The sequence below is a fragment of the Massilia sp. UYP34 genome (assembly GCF_056279385.1).
Genome location: NZ_JBWBRF010000027.1, coordinates 22,085 through 41,753 on the forward strand (window position 1 = coordinate 22,085; position 19,669 = coordinate 41,753).

The following is a 19,669-nucleotide window of genomic DNA, read 5'->3' on the forward strand; positions in this document are numbered from 1 at the left end:
GGGACATTGTTCCCTGCAGGCGTGCGCCCGGCTCGGGGCCGGCCTCCTTGCTTGACCCCGATCCGGAACAGTCGCTTGCCGCCTATGTCGACGCGGTCGCCAGCGCCCTCCATGCGGCCGGCGCGCGCGCCGACATGTACGGCAACAGCGATGGCAACAGCTATGGCGACACCTGCGGCGAACTCGCGCTGATCCTGGTCTACGAACTGCAGGCGCGCCCGTCGGACTGGGTGACCCTGTGCACGGCGGTGGCCGCCGAGCATGCGCGTAGCGGCGCGTTCTGGAACCTGGCCGGCGGCGAGGCGCAGTTACGCAAGAAATTCAACGACCTGTACGCGGTCTTGCGCGACAAGGTCGACAGCGACAACTACCAGATCGCGTGCGGCCGCCCGTGCAGTCCCAACCGCATGTACGCCTACCGCATGTTGGACACCGCCTGGCATGAGGTCGCGCGCCTGTTCGCGGCCTGGCGCGAGCATGCGCCGCAAGTCGGCGCCATCCTGGGCCGCGAGGTGGCGGCGATGCCGATCGAGGCGCGCCAGCTGCGCACGGGCGGCGACTGCAAGCCCGAATGGATCATGCGCTGGAGCGAAAGCCTGGAGCTGCATACTGGCGCGCCGGGCCCGCTGCACACCAGGTCCAAGCGCTTCGCCGCCCTCAAGAACAATCCCGGGAAGATCGGCGCCATGCTGCGCGAGATCGGCGAATACGAACTGCTGTCAGCCAACCGCGACCAGGACTGGCTGCACGACGCGCGCGAGGCCGACGCCTGGCTGGACGACTACTGGCGCGTGCTGGATGAATCGGAACAGGGCGCCACGCCCGGTCCCGACCTGATCCTCGAAGCGCGCCAGGACGCGCTGGACGTCATCGACGGCGCCGAACCCGAGGCGGCAATCGATGACGACCCGGTCGAGGCGCAGGAGACCGCGCGCCTGGCCCTGGTCGCCGAGCAGGTTTCACTCCCCCCCAACTATCTTGTACTGGCGGCGCTGGCCGAGGACCGCGCCAGCTGGGCGGCGCGCCGGATGGCGCAGGACACGCTGCCGGTGCGGCTGGCGGTGTATCTCAAGCTGCTCGGCCCATTCGACGACAGCTATCCGTCCGAATGGCTGGATCCGCACAGCGGCGAGCTGCCGACGATGCAGCAGCTGGCCGGACTGGACGGGATCTCGCTGCCGACCCTGCGCAAGCGGCGCGACGCCGCGATTGCGCGCCTGAACGAGATGGCGGGAATGGAGGAGGAAAGACGATGGGCATGACGGAACTGGATCGCAAGCTGCAGGCCGGCGCATGGCTGGCGCGCCGGGTCGAGGGCGACCGCCTGGTGCTGGCCGACGCGGTGCTGGCGCAGGCGCTCGATGGCAGCCGTCCCTTGACGGCGGGCGAACGCGCCGCGCTGCAGGCCTCGCCGCTGACCTTGCGCCGCCTGCGCCACCTGGCGCAGAGCCGGCGCGCGCAGGTGCAGGCGTCGCGCGGCGGCTGGCGCGGCAGCGAGGGCCTGTTGCGCGCCGCCGACAGCGGCGATGGCCTGGACCTGCTGCGCACCGACGACGGCATGTGGCGCCTGCACTTCGTCGACGCCGCAGGCAGGCTGGCCGTGGTCGTCCAGCTCGACCCGGAAGCGCCGGATGCGGCCGGGATCATGGCGGCGCGGCCGGCGATCCAGGTGCGCGATGGCAGCGGCGCGCTGGTACTGGAAGGACAACTCGATGCCGACGGCGAGTGCGAAGGGCCGTGGCCGTTCGCGGTTGCGCCCGCGGCGCATTTTCAGCAACATGGAGCGCGCTTCGAGGTCATTCCTCGGGCGACGCCGATCACGTAGTGGTGTTCCGACACACCCGGAAGGACGATGATGCTAGGTTCGCTGTTCAAGAGTACATTGCAGAACACGCTGCGGCCGCTGCGGCAACCTGAATTCGACGCGACGCGCCTGGGCAGCGTGGCGATCGCGCTGCCGGCGCCGAATGGCCTCACCGTCCCGCCGGGCTGCGCCGCGGTGCTGGTCGACCGGGGCGGGCGCAGCCGGCGCCAGGCGGCCGGCAGCCGCATCGCCGCCATCGACGGCGAAATCGCATGGTGCGTCCATTCCGGGCCATACACGTGCGAGCTGACGCCGTTCGCGGGCGCGCCCGAGATCGGCCTGCGGGTGCACTTCGCGATCGACGCCAGCGACCCGCGCGCCACGCACCAGCGCTTCGACCTGTTCCTGGCCAGCGAGGCCGGCTCCATGGTCGAGCTGAGCGGATTCGTCGCGCTGGCGCAGAACGCGCTGCAGCGCGAGCTGGCCCAGGGCAACCTGGAGCTGCCTCCGTGCACGACCCTGGAAGAGTGGAACGCCTTCCGCAGCGGTTTCAACCAATTGATGTATACGCGTTTCGGCGTGACGGTCGACGATTGCGTGCCGGTCGACCTGGGCGCGGTGCGTGCCGCCAGTGACTACGCGGCCACGCTCGACGCGCGCCTGGCCGCGCGGCTCGATGCCGTCCATCCGTCCGCCGCGGCCCGGGACGAGGCGTCGGCCCCTGTGGCGCCGCAGGAAGCCTTCGTTCCCGCCTGCGAGGATGCGCGCGCGCTGCGCCGCCTGTTCCTCGAGCTGCCCTGCCTGATGTGCGCGGTGCGCATGGCGGTGATGCCGGCCGACCAGGGACGCTTCCGCCAGCACCAGGAATTGCTGCGCCGGCTCGACCTGGTCAGCCTGTCGGTCGGCACCATGCCGGCGCTCGCACTGGCGGCCCCCGGCCAGCCGCTGGCGCAGGAAGAGCAGCTGCGGCGCGCGCGCCACAGCCGCCGCGCCGCCGCCGCGCTGGACGAGGCATGGGCGCTGCTGGCGCGCCTGAAGGTGGCCGGCGAGGGCCCGCTCGACGCCTTGTTCGACGAAGCCGACCGCATCGTGGCCAATCTCGAGACCGAGGCCGGCGCGCGGCGCGCGCTCACGGCGCGCGAAGCGGAGCTGGAGGAGGCATGAGCATCGGCACAGACGGCAAGGGCACAACGAACGACACGAACGCGGGCGCGAACGCCGGCACCAGCACGATCCAGTGCCGCAGCGTCGCCGCCGGCGGCGCCATGCTGACGATCACCGCCACGCGCCGCCCGCGCGTCGGGCGCGCCGACGTCAAGTGCGGCGTGCCGGGCGCGCCGGAGGTGGCCGGACGCATGCAGCAGGTGGTGCGCCTGGCGCGCCACACCGAGCCGCGCTTCGACGACCGCGACCAGGTGGTGCTGAGCCTGGACCGGGCGCCGGATGAAGGGGACCGCGACTGGGAACTGGCGGCGGTGCTGGCCGACCGCATCGTGCGCGGGGTCTTTGCCCCGAGGCGCGAGGTGGTGGCCAACGGCTGGTCCGACGCCTGGCACCTGGGCCGGATCGACGGCCGCCGGCTGGCCGGCGCCCCGGAAGGCGTGCTGCTGGGCGGCGCTGACGCCCTGGCGCACCTGGGCGCCCTGAACGGCCAGCCCGACCCCGCCGCCGGGATCTCGAGCGCGCGCGCCTGGTTCCCGATGCACAGCGGCGGCGAACACGATGGCCTGGGCTGGGTCGAGGTCAGCGTGCGGCCGCTGGCCATGGCCGGCCGCGAAGAAGACGATCCTGTCAGCGTGCCGGACGTGGATGCGGTGCGCCAGGCGCAGGTGGCGGCGGTGCTGGCCGGGTCGCGCCACTTCGATGGCCGCGGCCAGGGCCAGTGGCGCACCACGGTGCGTTTCGGCGAGCCGCGCTTCTCGGGCGACTCTTACCAGCTGGCGCTGGTGATGGCCGACCGCATGGCGCGCGGCCGTGAATTCCTGGCGCGTGGCCGGGTGATCGCGACGGGCAGTTCGAGCGCCTGGCATGCGGGACGGGTCGAGGCGGTCGAGGCGCTGGCGCCGAAATGCGCGCTGATCGCGCGCGAAGCCGGCCCGGGCGACCGCATCCTGCTGCCGAAGGAGTGGGAGGCGGCGCTCCCGCAGGGGTTGCGCGACGCCTTGCGTGCGCGCGGCGCCAGCCTGGCCTGCGTCGAGCGAATCGGCATCATCTGAAAAGGCAACGAAGGGGCAAGAGAGTGATTTGACCGGATCGCGCCCTGCGTACGGGAGCGACCCGTGCCGCAGGCTTGGCCCTGCTAGAATCCAGTGGCTTAACGGCAGGTTCGTGGTTGGCAGTGACGACAGGTACAGGACAGAACGGAGTCGGATATGTTGCAGATGTTCGCAGTAAAAAGCGCCGCTTGCCCGCGCTGCGAGTGCAAAAACGCGCCGGACGCGCGCTATTGCGCCGGCTGCGGCGTGATCCTGGGCGCGCCGCGCAACAAGCCGGTGCTGCTCGAGAACCGCTGGACCCCCGGTCCCGACGAACTGGCCGTGTTCTTCGGCGTGCGCGAGCTGTCGGGCCTGTTCGTCAAGACGCTGCGCGTGCCGGCCACGGCGCGCGGCTTCATCCTGCAAGGCGATAAGGCCACCGAAGTGCCGCAGGGCGAATACGAGATCGAAGGCTTCTTCACCCGCCTGAACCACCTGCTGCGCGACCAGCACGCCGAGATCCTCGTCACCCGCACCGGCGCGCTGGCGGTGCCGTTCGAGTTCGACGCCATCCCGACCTGCGAACATCTCGACGTCGCCCTGCGTTTTTCGGTCAGCGTCAGGATCGAGAACGTGCCGGCCTTCGCCCGCCACTTCATGACCATGCCGGGCACGATCGGCGCCGGCGAATTGCGTGAACTGCTGGCGCATCCGGTGCGCCAGCTCGCGCTCGAATTCATCGGTGCGCGCTCGATTCGCGAGCTGGCGGCCAACGGGCAACTGCGCGAACAGCTCGACCAGCGCCTGCAGGGCGGCCTTGCGACGCTCCTGGCCGGCTACGGGCTGGCGGTGACGGCGGTCGAGACCTTCGAGCTGCGCCACGACAAGTACGACGCCAACCGGGCCCGCATCGGCAGCCTGTGGCTGGCGGCCGACGAACGACACGTGCAGCTGGCGCACAGCCGCCACCTAAACGAGCTGTACACGGCCGAGGAATGGCAGCGCATCAAGCGCAGCGAAGAAGAAGGGCGGCTGCGGCTGCGGCGCGCCGAGCTGCGCCAGGATGACGCCATCGCGCGCGCCGAACTCTCCCTGCAGGGCGCCGACCGCGCGCATGGCGTGCGGGCGCGCCAGATCGAGCTGTATGGCCGCATCCTCGAAGCAGAGTCGCGCCAGCAGGCGCTGGCCAATGGCGCGGCCGAGGTGTTGGCCGAACTCGACCACGAGATGGCGCACAAGCACGCCCAGCGCGCCGACGAGGCGGCCGAATGGCGGCACCTGCGGGCGCTGGCCGGCGTGCGCATGCGCGCCGAGATCGCGGGCGCCCAGCAAGAGGCCACCCAGGCGCGCCAGCTGGCCCAGCAGCGCTTTTCCCAGCAACTGCTGCAGCAGCAGATCCGCAACAAGATCGAGCAGGCGCGCCAGATCGAGGATGCCGCGCGCCAGCGCGCCGAGCTGGTGCGGCTGCGCGAGAGCGAACAGGACGCCGCGCGGCGCCTGCGCGACATCGACGAGGCCGGGCACGAAGCCGCCTTCCAGTCTTTGAAGCTGGCCAACGAGGCGCGCCGGCGCGAGGCCGAACGGGCGCAGGAATGGGAAGACGAACAGGCGCGCCAGCGCATCGGGAGCGTGCGCCGCGGCGCCGGCCGGGCCGACGCCCAGGCCCAGCACGACAAGCTGCTGCGCACGATCGAGGCCGACGCCACCCACGCGCGCCGGATGCAGGACGTCACCCTGGAGGCCGACGAACGGCGCGCCGGCATCGTGGAAAACGCGCGCGCGGCGGACCGCACCCACGAGCTCGCACTGGCGCGGCTGTCGATGGCGCGGGCCGAAGCGCTGGGCGCGATGGACGATACCGCCAAGCTGGCCCTGGCCGAGGCGCCGAATGCGACCGTACTGGCCGACTACCTCAAGACGCGCGTGCATGCGTCGATGGAGGGCGAGCAGCTGACGGCGCTGGCCGGCGTGGCCGGCGCCGGCAAGGTCGACGCGGCGCTGGCCGACGCCCGGGTGGCGGCCGAACAGGCGCGGCGCGAGCTCGAGGTCGACAAGGACCGGCGCCACCAGCTCGACCTGCTGGCCATGCAGAACGACGTGAACAAGGCGGCGCTGGCCGCCCAGGCAACGCTCGCCTCCGGCATGGCGGCCCAGGCGGCGGCGGTGCGCCAGTGCGTGCACGGCCATCCGGCCGGGCGTGACGACCGCTTCTGCGCCGCTTGCGGAGCGACGCTACCCGCGTGATGCAATAGCAATGCAGACTGCCATCGACAAGATCCGCGAACTACGCGCGCTGCACGAAGACGGCCTGTTGAGCCGTCACGAGTTCGACCTGCGCAAGAACGCGATTCTTGATGCGGCCTATACCCCGCCCCATACCCCGGTCCATATCCCGGCCCACACTCCGGCCCACACTCCGGCCGAACGCGCCGCCCGGCCCGCCGGCAGGCAGAAGCCGGCCACGCAGCCCGGGCCGGAACCCGACGCGCCGCCAGCGCGCCCCGGCACCGAGATCGGCCTGATGGCGGGCCAGGAAATCGGCCCGCAAACCCGCCGCTACCGGCTCGAACGCCTGATCGCCCAGGGCGGCATGGGCCAGGTGTGGCAGGCGACCGACCTCGCCACCCACGCCGAACTGGGCCACAGCGCCCAGGTCGCGCTCAAGATCCTGCCCCCGCACCTGACCCAGGCCGCGAGCCACGCCAAGCTCCTGATCCAGGAAGCCACGCGCGCGCGGCGCCTGGCGCACGAGCACATCGTGCGCGTCTACGAATGGGCGCAGGACCCGGCCACCTCCAGTTACTTCATCATCATGGAATACCTGGAGGGCGAGGACCTGGACGCCGTGCTGGCGCGCGAGGCGCAGCAAGGGCGGCGCCTCCCGCTCGACCATGTGCTGGCGCTGCTGGGCCCCGTGGCCGACGCCCTCGACCATGCCTGGGACAAGCACCGCCTGGTCCACCGCGACATCAAGCCGGGCAATGTGTTCGTCACGCGCAAGGGCGAGGTGAAGCTGCTCGACTTCGGCATCGCCGCGCGCGCGCGCGCCAGCGGCGCCATGTCGCCGCTCGATGCGCCGGCGACGTCCGGCACCGCCGGCTACCGCGCGCCCGAGGCGGCGCTCGAGGGCCGGGCGCCGGAGCAGACGCTCGACGTGTACGCGGTGGCGGTGATGATCCACCAGCTCCTGACCGGCGTACTGCCCGGCGCGCCGGGCGGACAGGTGCCCGAGACGCTCGGCGCGCGCCAGTGGGAGGTGCTGCGCGCGGGCTTTGCCGCCGACCCGGCGCAGCGTCCCGCCACCGTGCATGCGCTGCTGGACGCGATCCGCGCCGCGGCCGGTCCGTCGGCCGAGGAGCTGGCGGCGCAGGAGGCGGCGCGCCGGGCCGAACAAGAGAAGGAAACGCGCGCACTGGCGGCGCTCCGCAAGGCAGAGGCCGAAGCCGCGGCGGTGGCCCAGGCCCGGCTGGACGAGCAGCGCCGCATGGAGCTACGCGAGCAGCAGCGGCGCGATCGGGCGGCGGCCGAAGAGGCGCGCCTGGCGCGCAAGGAATCGCTGCGCCAGCAGTTGCTGGCCAGGCGCGACGAAGAAGTGGCGAAGGCGCAGGCGGCCAGGGAAGAAGCCGCCCGCAAGGCGGCCCAGGCCAGGGCCGCCGCCGTCAATATCGCGCAGCAGAACAAAGCGCGCGAGGAAGAATCGGCGCGCGCCGCAGGGCAGGCAGGTGTTGGCCAGGCGGGCGTCCCGGTCGCGCCGGCGCCATCGATGCCGGCGCTGGACACTGGCGCCATCCTGCGCGACCCGTTCATTGACGGCAGCGGCGGCAACGGCCCGGCCATGGTCCTGATCGAGGCCGGCCGTTTCGAAATGGGCTCGCCCGAGCACGAACGCCGCATCGCGATGGCGGCCGGCTCGCAAAAGAACTGGATCGCGCGCGAGACGCCGCAGCACTGGGTCGGCATCGAGCGCCCGTTCGCCATGGGCCGCTATCCGGTCACCGTCGGCGAGTGGCGCGCCTTCGTGCGCGCCAGCGGCTGGGCGCAGCACGGCGAGGTGAACTGGGAATCGCCCGGTTTCGCGCAAACCGACATGCATCCGGTGGTCGGCGTCACCTGGTTCGACGCGCAGCAGTACGTGGCCTGGCTGAGCGAAGCCACCGGCAAGCGCTACCGCCTGCCGAGCGAAGCCGAGTGGGAGTACGCCTGCCGCGCCGGCACCAAGACCGCGTTCAACGTCGGCGACACGATCTCGACCCTGCAAGCCAATTTCGACGGCAGCTTCACCTACAACGGCGGCCCGCGCGGCGAGTTCCGGCACGGCACCACGCCGGCGGACCTGTTCGCGCCGAACGCCTGGGGCCTGCACGACATGCACGGCAACGTCTGGGAGTGGGTGCAGGACGTGGTGCACGACAGCTACGAAGGCGCCCCGGTCGACGGCAGCGCCTGGGAACTGGGCGGCGACCAGGTGCGGCGCATCCTGCGCGGCGGTTCCTGGCTGTATAACCCGCGCTACCTGCGCTCGGCGCTGCGCAACGGTTTTTCGGCCGTGCTGTCGAACGATATCGTGGGTTTGCGGGTGGTGCGCGAATTGTAGCCTGGGTGTACAGTCGAGCATCGCCTTCTCGACCGGGAGTCCGCCATGAGCATCGCACACCTCTTCAAATCGCACGACAAGGACCTGGGCGGCGGCTTCACCGTGCGCCGCATCCTGCCGGCCGCGGCGCGGCAGTCGGTGGGGCCGTTCCTGTTCTTCGACCACATGGGGCCGGTGGAGGCCGAGCCCGGCACGCGCCATGACGTGCGCCCGCATCCGCACATTGGCCTGGCCACGGTGACCTATCTGTTCGAGGGCGCGATCATGCACCGCGACAGCCTGGGCACCGAGCAGCGCATCGAGCCGGGCGCGATCAACTGGATGACGGCCGGCAGCGGCATCGTGCACTCCGAGCGCACGCCCGAAGACCTGCTCGAACGCAAGCGCCGCACGCACGGCCTGCAACTCTGGGCCGCGCTGCCGCGCGAGCACGAGGAAGCGCCGGCCGCCTTCAGCCATACGCCGGCCGACCGGATCCCCGAGGTCCAACTGAACGGGGTCAGGGTGCGGATACTGGTCGGCACGGCGCTCGGCCAGACCTCGCCGGTGCCGACCTTCGCCGACACGCTCTACCTCGACGTGCACCTCGAGGCGGGCGCCGCCATCGAGCTCGACCGGCTGCCGGACGAAGCCGCGCTGTACGCTCCGTTCGGCGTGATCGAGGTCGACGGCCAACCGGTGGTCGCCGACGCGATGGCCATGCTCGAGCCGGGCGCGGCGGTGCGGGTGAGCTCGGCCGAGGGCGCGCGCTTCGTCGTGATCGGCGGCGCGCCGCTCGACGGCAAGCGCTTCATCTTCTGGAATTTCGTCTCGACCAGCCGCGAGCGCATCGAGCAGGCGGCGCACGACTGGGAGGCGGGGCGCTTCGTGGCGGTGCCGGGAGAAACGGAACGCATACCGCTGCCGCCGCTGCCGCCGGCCTGGCGCCGCGACTGACCTCGCGCGCGGCGCCTGCGCCGCAAACGCGCGCGGGAGCGCCGCGGGCAGGCGTAAGCTGGCGTCATCGACGTGGGCTTGTTGTGGAGGTGACGCCATGAAGATACCCGAACACCTGCGGGCGCCGGCGATCGTGTTCGCCCTGCAGGCGGCGCTGCTGGCCGGCACGGCGCTGGTCTTCCTGATCCTGATACCGCCGCACGGTTGAGCCCGCGCCCGCGAGGGCCGGTTCAGACGCCGAGTGCGGCGGCGAGCGCGTGGCTGCGACGTTCGTCGCCGCCGCGCTGGGCGCCGTGCGTCTCGGGATAGGCCTGCGCCACGAAGCGCGCCGCGACACCCGGGCCGGTCCCCTGGGGGCGGCCCAGCCGCGCCAGCGCCGTCAGCGGGGTGTCGCGGCCGCTGTCGCGGTCGCGCTGCCAGAAGCCGCCATCGCGGTGGAACAGCAGCGGCAGCGCGGCGGCGCGCGGCATGCTGGCCGCTCCCTGACCCTGGCTCGACAGCGGCAGGCAGTCCGGCGCCATCAGGTAAAAGCATTCGGCGCGTGCACCAAGGTCCAGCCGGTGCAGCACCACCGCGTGCGCCATCAGGGCCGTCACCTCGAGCGTGACGATGCCCTTGATGCTGGCCGTCAGTTCGATCCGCATGCCGGGCCGCAGTTGCACCGGCATGTGCTTGCCGGGCCAGACGCCGTCCAGCAGCAGGCCGTAGCGCGACACGTCCTCGATCTCGAAGCCATGGCGGCTGCGGCGGATGACGGCGTGCCGTCCCGACAGGCGGCGCGTCAGGCCGTCAAGTTGCGCAGCGGTGTCGCCGTGGTGGGCCAGCAGCAGGTCTGCCTCGGGATCGCTGCGCTCGAAGCGGCCCAGCACGCACTCGTCGAGCGCGAACAGGCGCACGTGGCGCTGAGTGGCCGAGTCGGCTTCGGCGTGCACCAGGCAGGCCCTGGCGCCGGGGCAGGGATGCAGCGCCGCCTCGAGCGGCATGTCGATCTCGATCAGGTCTTCGTCCCAGGCGATGGTCGACATGCCGAGGTCGATCTTGCCGCCGCCGCCGTCCAGGCTGAGCTGGGCGATCGAGGCATTGCGCGCGCTGACGTCGATGTCGATCCGTCCGCCGCCCGGCGCATGCACGCGGGCGATGCCGGCGTCGTCGGCGGTCACGCGCACGTTCTTGTGGGTGGCGAGGAAGGTCTGGTGGATCTCGCCCAGGCTGGCGTCCTGGCGCGGCACCAGGATGACGGGCGAGCAGGTCCAGGTGCGATTCGATTCCGGCGCCTGGCGATGATGGCTGTGCAGCTCGATCTCGATGCGGTACTGGCCGTGCTCCAGGCCGCGCGAGGAAAATTCGAGGAACAGGGGGCGCCAGTCGCCGCGCGACGTGCGCTGGAACGCATCGCTTGCGCCGCCGTGCAGGCGCAGGGCCGAGCGCACCAGCATGCGCACCTCGGGCGCGCAATCCATCGGCATGCCGCGCAGCTCGAGGCGGATCGCCTGGCGGCCGCCGGCGGCGCGCGGGTCGAAACCGCTGATGTGCAGCTGCGGGCGTTGCAGATCGGTCCGGCGCGGCGTCGGCGCCGACCCGATGTCGCCAGGCCCACGGCTACGCAGGGCGGTGATGGCGTCGAAACTGGACGGCAGGCCGGCCGCTGGCGCAACGGTTGCCGGCACGGGGGCGGGCTGTGCTTCGACCTCGGGCTGTGCATGCCCGTGCGCACACGTGGCGTCGCCGGGCAGGACCCAGACGGTGCAGTGCGGATGCGCGGGATTGCGGCAGCGGTTCATGTCAGGGCGACAAGTTAAATGGTCGAAATCAATATTGCAAGCTTACGCTGTTTTTGAACCGCATGGCGCACCGAGCTCATTGACTAATAGCATTATTTTCTAGAAGCGTTATTTTCTAGAAGCATTATTTCAACTGTCGGGTTCAGATTGCGCGAATGTCAAGTGCGATCCGCGTCCACCGGCAAGACGGTTTCGTCCGCATGGCGGGCCAGCGGCCGCACGACCAGCGCGGTCAGGTTGTCGGGCTGCAGTCCGGCCGGCGGATCGTTTTCCAGCATGCCGAACAGGCGCTCGACCAGGGTCACCGCATCCGGCTCACCATGCATCAAGCCGGTCCAGCCGGCGACGAAACCGTCCGGCTGCGCGCACGACCAGAACCCGTCGGTGGCCAGCAGGTAGGCGGCGCCGGGCCGCAGCGGCAGCGCGCGGCGGTCGGCCAGGTGGGCGAGCCAGCAGGGCAGGTTATCCGGGGTCAGCGCGAACAATGGATCGGACAGGCGCGTCGGGTCGGCGAAGGCATTGCCGAGGATGACAGCCTGGGCGATCTGCGGCGCGTGGCGGCCATGCACCTGGCGCCACCAGTCGGCTTCGCCGAGGCGGCCGGCGAGGGCGGCCGCGGTGGCCGGCACGTGGTCGACGGTGAGGGGCGTGGCGAGCATCGCATCGAGTTCGTACAGGCGCGAGTCGCCCACGTGGTACAGCAGCGGCGCGCCGCCCGCGCGCAGTTCGAGCAGGGTGAGCGTGGTGCCGGGCCGCCCGGCGCCGCTGGCGCCCTGCGCAAAGCGCGCCTGCAGGCTGGCGTGGATGGCGTCCAGCCGGTCGCCCAGTTCTTGCGGCGTAGCGCAGGCCGGCATCGCCAGCAGGGCCGCCGCCAGCGCCTCGGCCGCCTCGCGGCCATGGCCATGGCCGCCCATGCCGTCCAGCACCGCCAGCCGGCCATGCCCGGCCGGCCAGCCATCCACGGTAAGACGGCAGGGCTGCTGGTCTTGCAGGCGGCAGGCGCGGCCGTCGAAATCGATCACGACGAAATTGTCCTGGTTTTCGGCGCGGGTCGACGGGCCGCAACCGACCCGGCTCGCGACCGCGACGTCGAAGCAGGGAGCGAAACGGAAATCGGCGAGCGTGACGGGCATTGGCGCAATGGTCGAGATGGAACCGTCACTTTACACGTTTGCGGGAGCGATGAAGGACACGATTAGATCGGGTGTTTCTTGCCGCCCGTTAGCAGAACCAGGGCGTTGAGCACCACGCAGGCGCCGGCGGCGGCGAACGCGGCGCGCACGCCCCAGGCGTCGGCGACCAGTCCCCACACCACGCTGCCGGCCGCATAGCCGCCGGACATCACGAACAGGTAGATCGACAGGGTGCGCGCCCGCACCTCGGCCGGAAAGGACAGCTGGGCCGCCGCGTTGAGCGTGGAAACGGTAGTGGACCACGCCATGCCGCCGCACACGATCAGGGGCGCCAGCAGGGCCAGCGAGCGGGTGTGCGGCATGATCAGCAGCATGGCGCCGTAGACCAGCAGCGCGCCGGCCAGCAGGCCCGTGCGGTCGACCCGGGCCCGCACCTGCGGCAGGAAGAAGGCCGCGGCCACGGCGCCGCCGCCCAGGCAGCCCATCAGGGTGCCATACATGCCGGCGCGCATGTGCAGCACGTCGCGCACGAAGACCGGCAGCAGGCTGGCGAAGGCGATGGTAGCGAAGAAGACCGAACACACATTGCCCAGGATGCGGCGATAGCGCGGGCAGCCGAAGGCCGTGGCGAAGCCCAGGCGCAGGCGCGCGCCGAACCCTTCGCGCGCGGCTGGCTGGGGTGCGCCCTCGCGCCACCAGTGCCAGTAGACCGCCAGCAGGCCGATGAACGACACGGCGTTGGCCAGGAACAGGGCGCCCGGCCCGATCCAGCCGAACAGCAGGCCGCCCAGCGCCGGGCCGAGGATGGCGGACAGGTTATAGGACAGGTTGTTGAGTGTGGCCGCGGCTTCGACCTCGTCGGGCTCGACCAGACTGGACAGCGCCGCCTGCCAGGCCGGCCAGATGAAGGCGGTGCCGATGCCCAGGCAAAAGGTAATCACCAGCACCGGGCCGCTGGATACATTGCCGCGCCAGACCAGCAGGGCCATCGCGCCCGCGCACACGGCATTGAACAGATTGCAGAAGAACAGGAACTTGGGCCGGTGCACGGCGTCGGCCAGCACCCCGGCCAGCAGCGCGAACAGGAATACCGGCACGTAGGTGGCGGTCTGCACCAGCGACGTGATCGAGGCCGACTGCGACAGCGAGGCCACCAGCCATGCCGCGGCGAAGGTCTGGATCCAGGTGCCGAGGTTCGACACCAGGTTGGCGAGCCAGATGCGGCGGTAGCGGGCGTGGCGCAGCGGCTGCGTCAGCGGCACCTTGCGACGCCTGGGGGCCGTGCCGGCGGCGGGAGAGAACAAGGCGAGGAAGCTGGCTTTCGGCATGGTCGAACCATGGTAGGACGCGCCCGGTCTGCTCGTCAATACAATTGCATTAGAGAAAATCAATGCTGTGTTATGTTTACGTTCAACGCAACACTGTCAAGACACGCCATGGACGTCAAGCCGCTGGTTGACACCGATATCGCGTTGCTCGTGCCGGCGATCGCAGCCCAGTTGCGCGAGCTGGCGCTGGAATTCATCGTGCACGAATCGACGCGCGAGGGCGCCGCGACCTTCCTGGCCGAGAACGACGAAATGGGCGTGCGCACATTCCTGGCGCTGGGCCATGTGTACCACGTGGCGCTGGACGATGGACAGCTCGCGGGCTTCATCGCGATCCGCGACAACAACCACTTGTTCCACCTGTTCGTCGGCAAGCGCTGGCAGGGGCGGGGACTGGCGCGGCGCTTGTGGAACATGGCGCGGGCGGCGGCCATCGCGCGCGGCGGCGACGGCAACTTCACGGTCAATTCGTCGAATTACGCGGTGCCGGCGTACGAGGCGTTCGGCTTCGTGCGGGTAGCGCCGACCCAGTGCGTCAAGGGCCTGTACTTCAATCCGATGCGGCTGGGGTGGGCGGACGGCGTCCAGCGTTGATCGCCGGCCCGGTTCACCGCCGGGAAGTGGCGCCAAAGGTGTGTCCGCGACGCCATGGCATGCTGTACAGTGGCGGTCCGGGCCCGGGGCCCGGCCCGCCTGCGGCATTTTTCGACTGCCGGCCGGGCTTGAACACGCTATTTCATGACCATCGAGTTGATACTGGCCGCGGCCAGGAGTTTTCTGTTCGTCCTGGTGACGATGCTGCCAATCCTGAATCCGGCCGCCACCGCACCGATTTTCCTGAGCATGACCGAGGGCGCGTCGCCCGCGACCCGCGCGCTGCTGGCGCGCCGCATCGCGCGCAATATGTTCTGGCTGATGACGGGGTCGATGCTGATCGGCTCGTATGTGCTCGACTTCTTCGGCATCTCGCTTCCCATCGTGCGGGTCGGCGGCGGGTTGATCCTCGCTTCGGTGGCCTGGCGCCTGCTGGGAGCGACGCCTTCCTCGCTGGACAGCCGCACCGCGCTGGCCGACGCCTACACCCCGGACCACGCGCACCGCCAGGCCTTTTATCCGTTGACCTTTCCGATCAGCTGCGGCCCGGCGTCGATTGCGGTGGCGATCACGGTGGGCGTGACGCTGCACGACGTGCAGATCGTGTTTTCGCTGGCGCGCATGGGCGGCGCCTTGGTGGCGCTGGGGGTCATCGGCGTGCTGCTGTATCTCGCGTTCCGCTACGGCGAACATTTGCTGCGGCTGATCGGCGAGGCCGGCACCGCGGTGTTCCTGCGCCTGACAGCCTTCATCCTGCTGTGCCTCGGCGTGCAGATCGTCTGGGACGGCCTGCGCGAACTGCTGTTCGAGGTGATGTCGGTTCCCGTGCACCTGGCCGCGGTGCAGGTCATCGCCGGCGCCCGATAGAATTGGTGAGCTTGCCCACTGGCTCGCTCGCTATACTGCTGGTCGATGACCAGCACTTACTTATCGTTCCCGCCAGCCGCCGGCACGCGCAATGATCGTCTTGCCGGCATTGGCGTCACGCTGGTGTTCCACCTGGCCCTGATCCTGGCCTGGCAGATGGCGGGCAAGCTGCCTTTGACGCCGCAGGAAGGGAGCGAGGAGGCGATGCAGTGGCTGACGCTGCCCACGCCGGCGCCGCGCGCTGAGCCGGCTGCGTCCGGGCCGGTGAAGGAAACGCGGCCCGCATCGGTTGCGGCTCCAGCGCCGGCAGCTCGTGCCACTCCAGCGCCGGCCTCGCCGCTGCAGGCCGCGCCAGCGGCCGCGCCAGCGCCGATGGTGGTGGATGAGCGGCCCGCCGCCCCGCCAGGCGCCGCGGACATCCTCGCCAATGCGCGGCGCAGCGTCGGCGAGATCGACCGCGCCCTGCGCAAGGAAAACAAGCCCCTGATCGTCTTGCCGCCGGATAGCCCGCAGATCCGCATGCGCGAAGGGATGGAACACGCGCGCGCCATGGCGGCGCCGCGCCTGTGGGAAGCGCCCAAGGTCGAGGAACTGGTGAACAACACCGGCGACGGCGCGCGCCGCACGCGCGTGATCACCGGCAGGCGCACCTATTGCATCACCAACCGGGCGCCGACCACCAATGTCGAGATGATCGAGATGCACGGCCGGCAGCGCTTTACCAGCTGCCCCAGCGACGAAGAGCCGCCCAAACAGCAGGTGTGGCGCACCGCGCGCGATTAGCTATCTCATTCACAGCTGAGAGTATGCCAACGTTCTTTGGCCAGTTCTTTGGCGTGATGTCGATTGTCGTTTGCTTTTCGCTGACGCCATACGTTGCCGGCAACGCGAAGTCCCACGTCCAACCATGGCGGTTCTTTACCGCGGCATCGGCAACGATCCTGATCGGCCACGGATTCAAGGTGATCAACGATCCGATCAATGCGTCTTTGGAAGGGCTGGAAAAGGCAGTCCCTGCTGTTGGAGACGATGTGCGCGATGTTAGCGTGGCACTTTCGAGCTATTGAGACTGCTTCCGCAGGTCGGAGGCGGACGCTTGAAGAACTCCATGCTCAGGTTCTCAGTCGGTCGTCACCCGTCTACTTTCGATGCGGCGCACTGCCTCGGTGGCCAGAGTGCGTAAAGTTTGCATATCATTCTCAGTGAAGCTACGCGGCTCTGTACCAAGAACGCAAAAGGCTCCCAAGACGTGGCCGCGCGACGTCATCAGTGGCACACCGGCATAGCAACGCAAGCCGTCTTCGGTGACGAGCGGATTGTTTTTGACACGTTCGTGGGTATGTGTGTCCTGCACTACGAACTCCGCGCGATCGCGCACCGGGAACCGACAAAACGCCCATTCTACAGGTGTGCCTTGAGCGCTAGCAATCCACCCCTCAAGGCCGTGATGCGCCGCGATATATTGCGCTTCATCGAGCACAATATTGACCATGCCAACGGGGATCTCGAGCTGGATGCTCGCTTCACGCGTCAAGTCGGACAAGATGTCGCTCACTTCTGGCGCGAACAAGTCCAGTTCGGAGATTTCTTTAAGTCTGGCAATGTCGAGCACCGGGTCATGTTCTGGACTTGGGGCGTGAGGATCGATCATGGAGAATCCTTGGTTACTTAAGATTTATTAGAGAGAGCGTACGGTAGGACTTGAGGCGCACGAGCATCGAACTGGCCGTTATCGAGGGTATCCCTTTGTCTTCTCTCAGTTTTAGCAAGGCGCGCTCAAACTGATCGAGCGACAACGGCGACGTTACCCCGACGGTACGGCAAACCTCCACCCATAACTGCCGAGATTCTTCTGGACCCATGAACCGGCTCAGGGACACCAATAAATCGTGTTCGGTCGGCAGCGCCAAGTTGTAGCGCTTTACGACGGGCGATGTTTCCATTATGTGGACCTTATAAGAAATAATGCGGCGCTGTTGTGGCACGCGACCGAGCGGCAGAAATCACCAACGCTTGCTCCCGCTCACGCCAAGCGCGGCATGGAGCGGTTCGGTTTGGAAGACATCGATGATGGATTGGCAGGCCGCCCGTTGCCGGCAGTGTCGAGCGTGAACGTAGCAATTGCCAGCCCCAGGTTGTCTGCTTGGTCGCGCAGTGTATGCGACGCCGTGCTGATCTGGTGTACCAACGCAGCATTCTGCTCGGTGACGTCAGCCATGCCGGTTAGCGCCACCAAGGTTTTCGCGATGTGGTCTTCCTGGCCCGCGCTCGAGCTACTGATCTCCGAAATAATTGTGGCCACCTGCTCGACGCTTGCAACAATCTGCTTCATTGTCTCGCCGGCCTTGCTAACCTGAACCGTTCCGACGCTGACCCGTGCGACAGAATCGCCAATGAGCTTCTTGATTTCCTGGGCGGCGGTTGCCGAGCGTTGCGCAAGACCGCGCACTTCGGCAGCAACGACTGCGAATCCTCGTCCTTGTTCGCCCGCACGCGCTGCTTCGACGGCTGCGTTCAGCGCAAGGATATTGGTCTGGAATGCGATGCTGTCGATCACACCGATAATGTCAGAAACTTTTTTAGAAGAATCGTTGATGGAGTCCATCGTTTCGACGACTCCTGCAACAACTTCGCCTCCGTGCACCGCTACCTGGGATGCGGCGATGGCCATCTCATTCGCACGACGGGCATGATCGGTATTCTGCTTGACCGTCAATGCCAGATTGTTCATTGCCTCGACGGTGTCAAATAATACGTCGGCCTGTTCTGCCGAGCGCGTTAACAGATCGCCATTGCCTGCTGCAATCTCGGACGCCGCTGTCTCGACCGTGACAATACCTTGCGCAACGTTACCAATGGTTGTGTGCATCGTACCGATGGCCCGTTGCAAAGCCTGCCCGGTCGCGCTATGTACCGAGACCTTGGAAGGACGCAGATCGAACTTGCCGGTAGTCGGATCAGCCAGCGTGTCAACCGTGGCCTGCAACTCAAACCCCCGCAATGCTTCAGTGCGCAAAATCCTGCACAGGTAACATAGCACGGCAGACTCGGCAACCACATAGCCGGCATGGACAAAAATAGTAAGTACATTTGGCTGCGTGAGGCAACGAACACCGTACCCAAGCTCCTGCAAGTAATTGAAGCTAAAGTGATGCAAGGCAATCACCGCTGCGGCGGCCAAGATCACCATATAGTCGCGATAGCAAAGCAAGAATGCCAGGAGCACGAAAACGCCGAAATGCGTTTCAGATGCTCCGTCTGCTTGATGAATGTGCAAAGCGGTAAAGACCATCAGGGATACTGCCATGGCCAATCGGGTTTGGAGCGCCCCAGGCATCAGCACAACCAGGAGGCTCGGTATGACAGCTGCAGGTAGACCCACCGTGAGGGACCAGCGCAAGGTATCGTGGATGCCCGACAGGGCTAGACTCATGACAAACAACGCCCATACGATGCCCAGCATAAGGCGGTCTGCTTGTCGATAGCTACTGGCGAGATACAAAGATGACCGGTTCATGTGAATTCCTACGTCGGCACCCCTGGCAGGAGACAGATGCCGGTGTTGATAGTCGATTGCTGGAAGAATTGAGCGGGCAAAAGGAAAGGTGACCGAAGCCAGAGTCTGCCGTGCCGGTCAATGCCGTGGGAGACGAGTGTACACGAGTGACTGCGTAAAAGTTCCTTATGGAAATTGCTTGCGTCGTGTTTATGCCACGATGGAATTTTGTCAAGTTTCTCTAAAGATGGCATTTCGATACACGTCGCCTGCCGAGACACCATGAAGTCTTTAAGGAATGGCTGGCGCGATTCCATGGCGTGGCGTCGCGCCGGCTACCCAACTACCTGGGCTGGCATTGGGCGCTCGATGGCGGCGGGTACCATCTGTGGAGCAATTGCTGCGCATCGCATTCGGGGTCATCAATGGGCACAGCGCCTTTGCCAGTGCCGAGCAAGCGCTCCTTCGATCGCGTCTTATCCAGCCAGGTGACCATGTCGCCTGCAATGTAACGCGTGATGGAAGCTCATGCGGCGGGCGCAGTGCATGGAGCCGGAGAGGAGGGTACGCCCACCCGAGGCGGAGCCCCTTTCTTCGCGCTGACACGATCCGCCGTTACTGGCGCAATGGCTTCGCGCGATATATCATCTGTGGCAACTTATTGATAGTGGCAGCGTCCGCTTTGGGGGCAGAAGCCGACGTTTCGGCCTTTGCCCAACTCGAAAGTACAGACCGTGAATGAAGATCGGATATTTCGTACACGCGAGACTTTGTTATCGAGAGTGCCGGGGATTGTTCAGCCCTTCAGTAGAGGATTCAACGAGCAAGAGGGTTGGTAGATACAGTTTGAACCGCCCCGGCTTTCGTGGAGGCCGGTTAGTGTGAGTCAGGCCGGGATAGCCTGACTGCTCAACTGCTTGTAATAGTTTGCCTCAGCTTCG

General features: G+C 68.0%; 16 protein-coding genes and 1 pseudogene. 12 read left to right on the forward strand and 5 right to left on the reverse strand.

The window, feature by feature from the left end; all coding sequences use genetic code 11:
- The first annotated feature begins 47 nt into the window (after positions 1-47).
- From ACZ9AQ_RS22685 to ACZ9AQ_RS22715, 7 genes are all read left to right on the forward strand, one after another.
- Positions 48-1,262: a hypothetical protein gene (locus ACZ9AQ_RS22685; protein ID WP_476108409.1), complete on the forward strand. Its 1,215-nt coding sequence runs from the start codon at positions 48-50 to the stop codon at positions 1,260-1,262.
- The gene (locus tag ACZ9AQ_RS22690; RefSeq protein WP_429206926.1) at positions 1,259-1,825 is read left to right on the forward strand and encodes a hypothetical protein; all 567 of its coding nucleotides are present in this window, start codon (positions 1,259-1,261) and stop codon (positions 1,823-1,825) included. Before ACZ9AQ_RS22685 ends, ACZ9AQ_RS22690 begins: the two co-directional genes overlap by 4 nt.
- Positions 1,826-1,852: 27 nt before the next feature.
- Complete coding sequence (locus ACZ9AQ_RS22695; RefSeq protein WP_429206925.1) at positions 1,853-2,968, forward strand: hypothetical protein; 1,116 nt, start codon at positions 1,853-1,855, stop codon at positions 2,966-2,968.
- Complete coding sequence (locus ACZ9AQ_RS22700; RefSeq protein WP_429206924.1) at positions 2,965-4,020, forward strand: hypothetical protein; 1,056 nt, start codon at positions 2,965-2,967, stop codon at positions 4,018-4,020. The genes ACZ9AQ_RS22695 and ACZ9AQ_RS22700 overlap by 4 nt, the downstream gene beginning before the upstream one ends.
- 165 nt (positions 4,021-4,185) lie before the next feature.
- Positions 4,186-6,243 carry a coiled-coil domain-containing protein gene (locus ACZ9AQ_RS22705; RefSeq protein WP_429206923.1) on the forward strand — a complete coding sequence of 686 codons (2,058 nt, stop codon included), beginning with the start codon at positions 4,186-4,188 and terminating at the stop codon, positions 6,241-6,243.
- Between the two features lie 10 nt (positions 6,244-6,253).
- Positions 6,254-8,593 carry a bifunctional serine/threonine-protein kinase/formylglycine-generating enzyme family protein gene (locus tag ACZ9AQ_RS22710; protein ID WP_429206922.1) on the forward strand — a complete coding sequence of 780 codons (2,340 nt, stop codon included), beginning with the start codon at positions 6,254-6,256 and terminating at the stop codon, positions 8,591-8,593.
- Between the two features lie 45 nt (positions 8,594-8,638).
- Positions 8,639-9,529 carry a pirin family protein gene (locus ACZ9AQ_RS22715; RefSeq protein WP_429206921.1) on the forward strand — a complete coding sequence of 297 codons (891 nt, stop codon included), beginning with the start codon at positions 8,639-8,641 and terminating at the stop codon, positions 9,527-9,529.
- 230 nt (positions 9,530-9,759) lie between these two features.
- Here the strand turns inward: ACZ9AQ_RS22715 and ACZ9AQ_RS22720 are convergent, their stop codons facing one another.
- The 3 genes from ACZ9AQ_RS22720 to ACZ9AQ_RS22730 form a co-directional block, all read right to left on the reverse strand.
- Positions 9,760-11,310: an FHA domain-containing protein gene (locus ACZ9AQ_RS22720; protein WP_429206920.1), complete on the reverse strand. Its 1,551-nt coding sequence runs from the start codon at positions 11,308-11,310 to the stop codon at positions 9,760-9,762.
- A gap of 158 nt (positions 11,311-11,468) precedes the next feature.
- Complete coding sequence (locus tag ACZ9AQ_RS22725) at positions 11,469-12,443, reverse strand: PP2C family protein-serine/threonine phosphatase (RefSeq protein WP_429206919.1); 975 nt, start codon at positions 12,441-12,443, stop codon at positions 11,469-11,471.
- 62 nt (positions 12,444-12,505) lie between these two features.
- Positions 12,506-13,810: an MFS transporter gene (locus ACZ9AQ_RS22730; RefSeq protein WP_429206918.1), complete on the reverse strand. Its 1,305-nt coding sequence runs from the start codon at positions 13,808-13,810 to the stop codon at positions 12,506-12,508.
- A 69-nt stretch (positions 13,811-13,879) separates the two neighbouring features.
- On the opposite strand from ACZ9AQ_RS22730, the gene ACZ9AQ_RS22735 reads away from it, so the two are divergent.
- From ACZ9AQ_RS22735 to ACZ9AQ_RS22750, 4 genes are all read left to right on the forward strand, one after another.
- Entirely contained in the window at positions 13,880-14,365 is a 486-nt protein-coding gene (locus ACZ9AQ_RS22735) for a GNAT family N-acetyltransferase (protein ID WP_429206917.1), read from the forward strand.
- Positions 14,366-14,509: 144 nt separating this feature from the next.
- Positions 14,510-15,232, forward strand: a complete 723-nt coding sequence (locus ACZ9AQ_RS22740) for a MarC family protein (protein ID WP_429206916.1) — start codon at positions 14,510-14,512, stop codon at positions 15,230-15,232.
- A gap of 45 nt (positions 15,233-15,277) precedes the next feature.
- Positions 15,278-16,015 carry a hypothetical protein gene (locus tag ACZ9AQ_RS22745; protein ID WP_429206915.1) on the forward strand — a complete coding sequence of 246 codons (738 nt, stop codon included), beginning with the start codon at positions 15,278-15,280 and terminating at the stop codon, positions 16,013-16,015.
- A gap of 23 nt (positions 16,016-16,038) precedes the next feature.
- Positions 16,039-16,299: a hypothetical protein gene (locus ACZ9AQ_RS22750; RefSeq protein WP_429206914.1), complete on the forward strand. Its 261-nt coding sequence runs from the start codon at positions 16,039-16,041 to the stop codon at positions 16,297-16,299.
- A 53-nt stretch (positions 16,300-16,352) separates the two neighbouring features.
- Here the strand turns inward: ACZ9AQ_RS22750 and ACZ9AQ_RS22755 are convergent, their stop codons facing one another.
- On the reverse strand, positions 16,353-16,883 hold the full coding sequence (locus ACZ9AQ_RS22755) for a GAF domain-containing protein (RefSeq protein ID WP_429206913.1): 531 nt from the start codon (positions 16,881-16,883) through the stop codon (positions 16,353-16,355).
- A gap of 372 nt (positions 16,884-17,255) precedes the next feature.
- Positions 17,256-18,695, reverse strand: coding sequence for a methyl-accepting chemotaxis protein (locus tag ACZ9AQ_RS22760; protein ID WP_429206912.1), 1,440 nt, complete (start codon positions 18,693-18,695; stop codon positions 17,256-17,258).
- A 311-nt stretch (positions 18,696-19,006) separates the two neighbouring features.
- Here ACZ9AQ_RS22760 and ACZ9AQ_RS22765 point away from each other — a divergent pair.
- Positions 19,007-19,155 (forward strand): annotated as a pseudogene (locus ACZ9AQ_RS22765) (IS1595 family transposase); the annotation flags it as partial.
- Between the last annotated feature and the right edge of the window lie 514 nt (positions 19,156-19,669).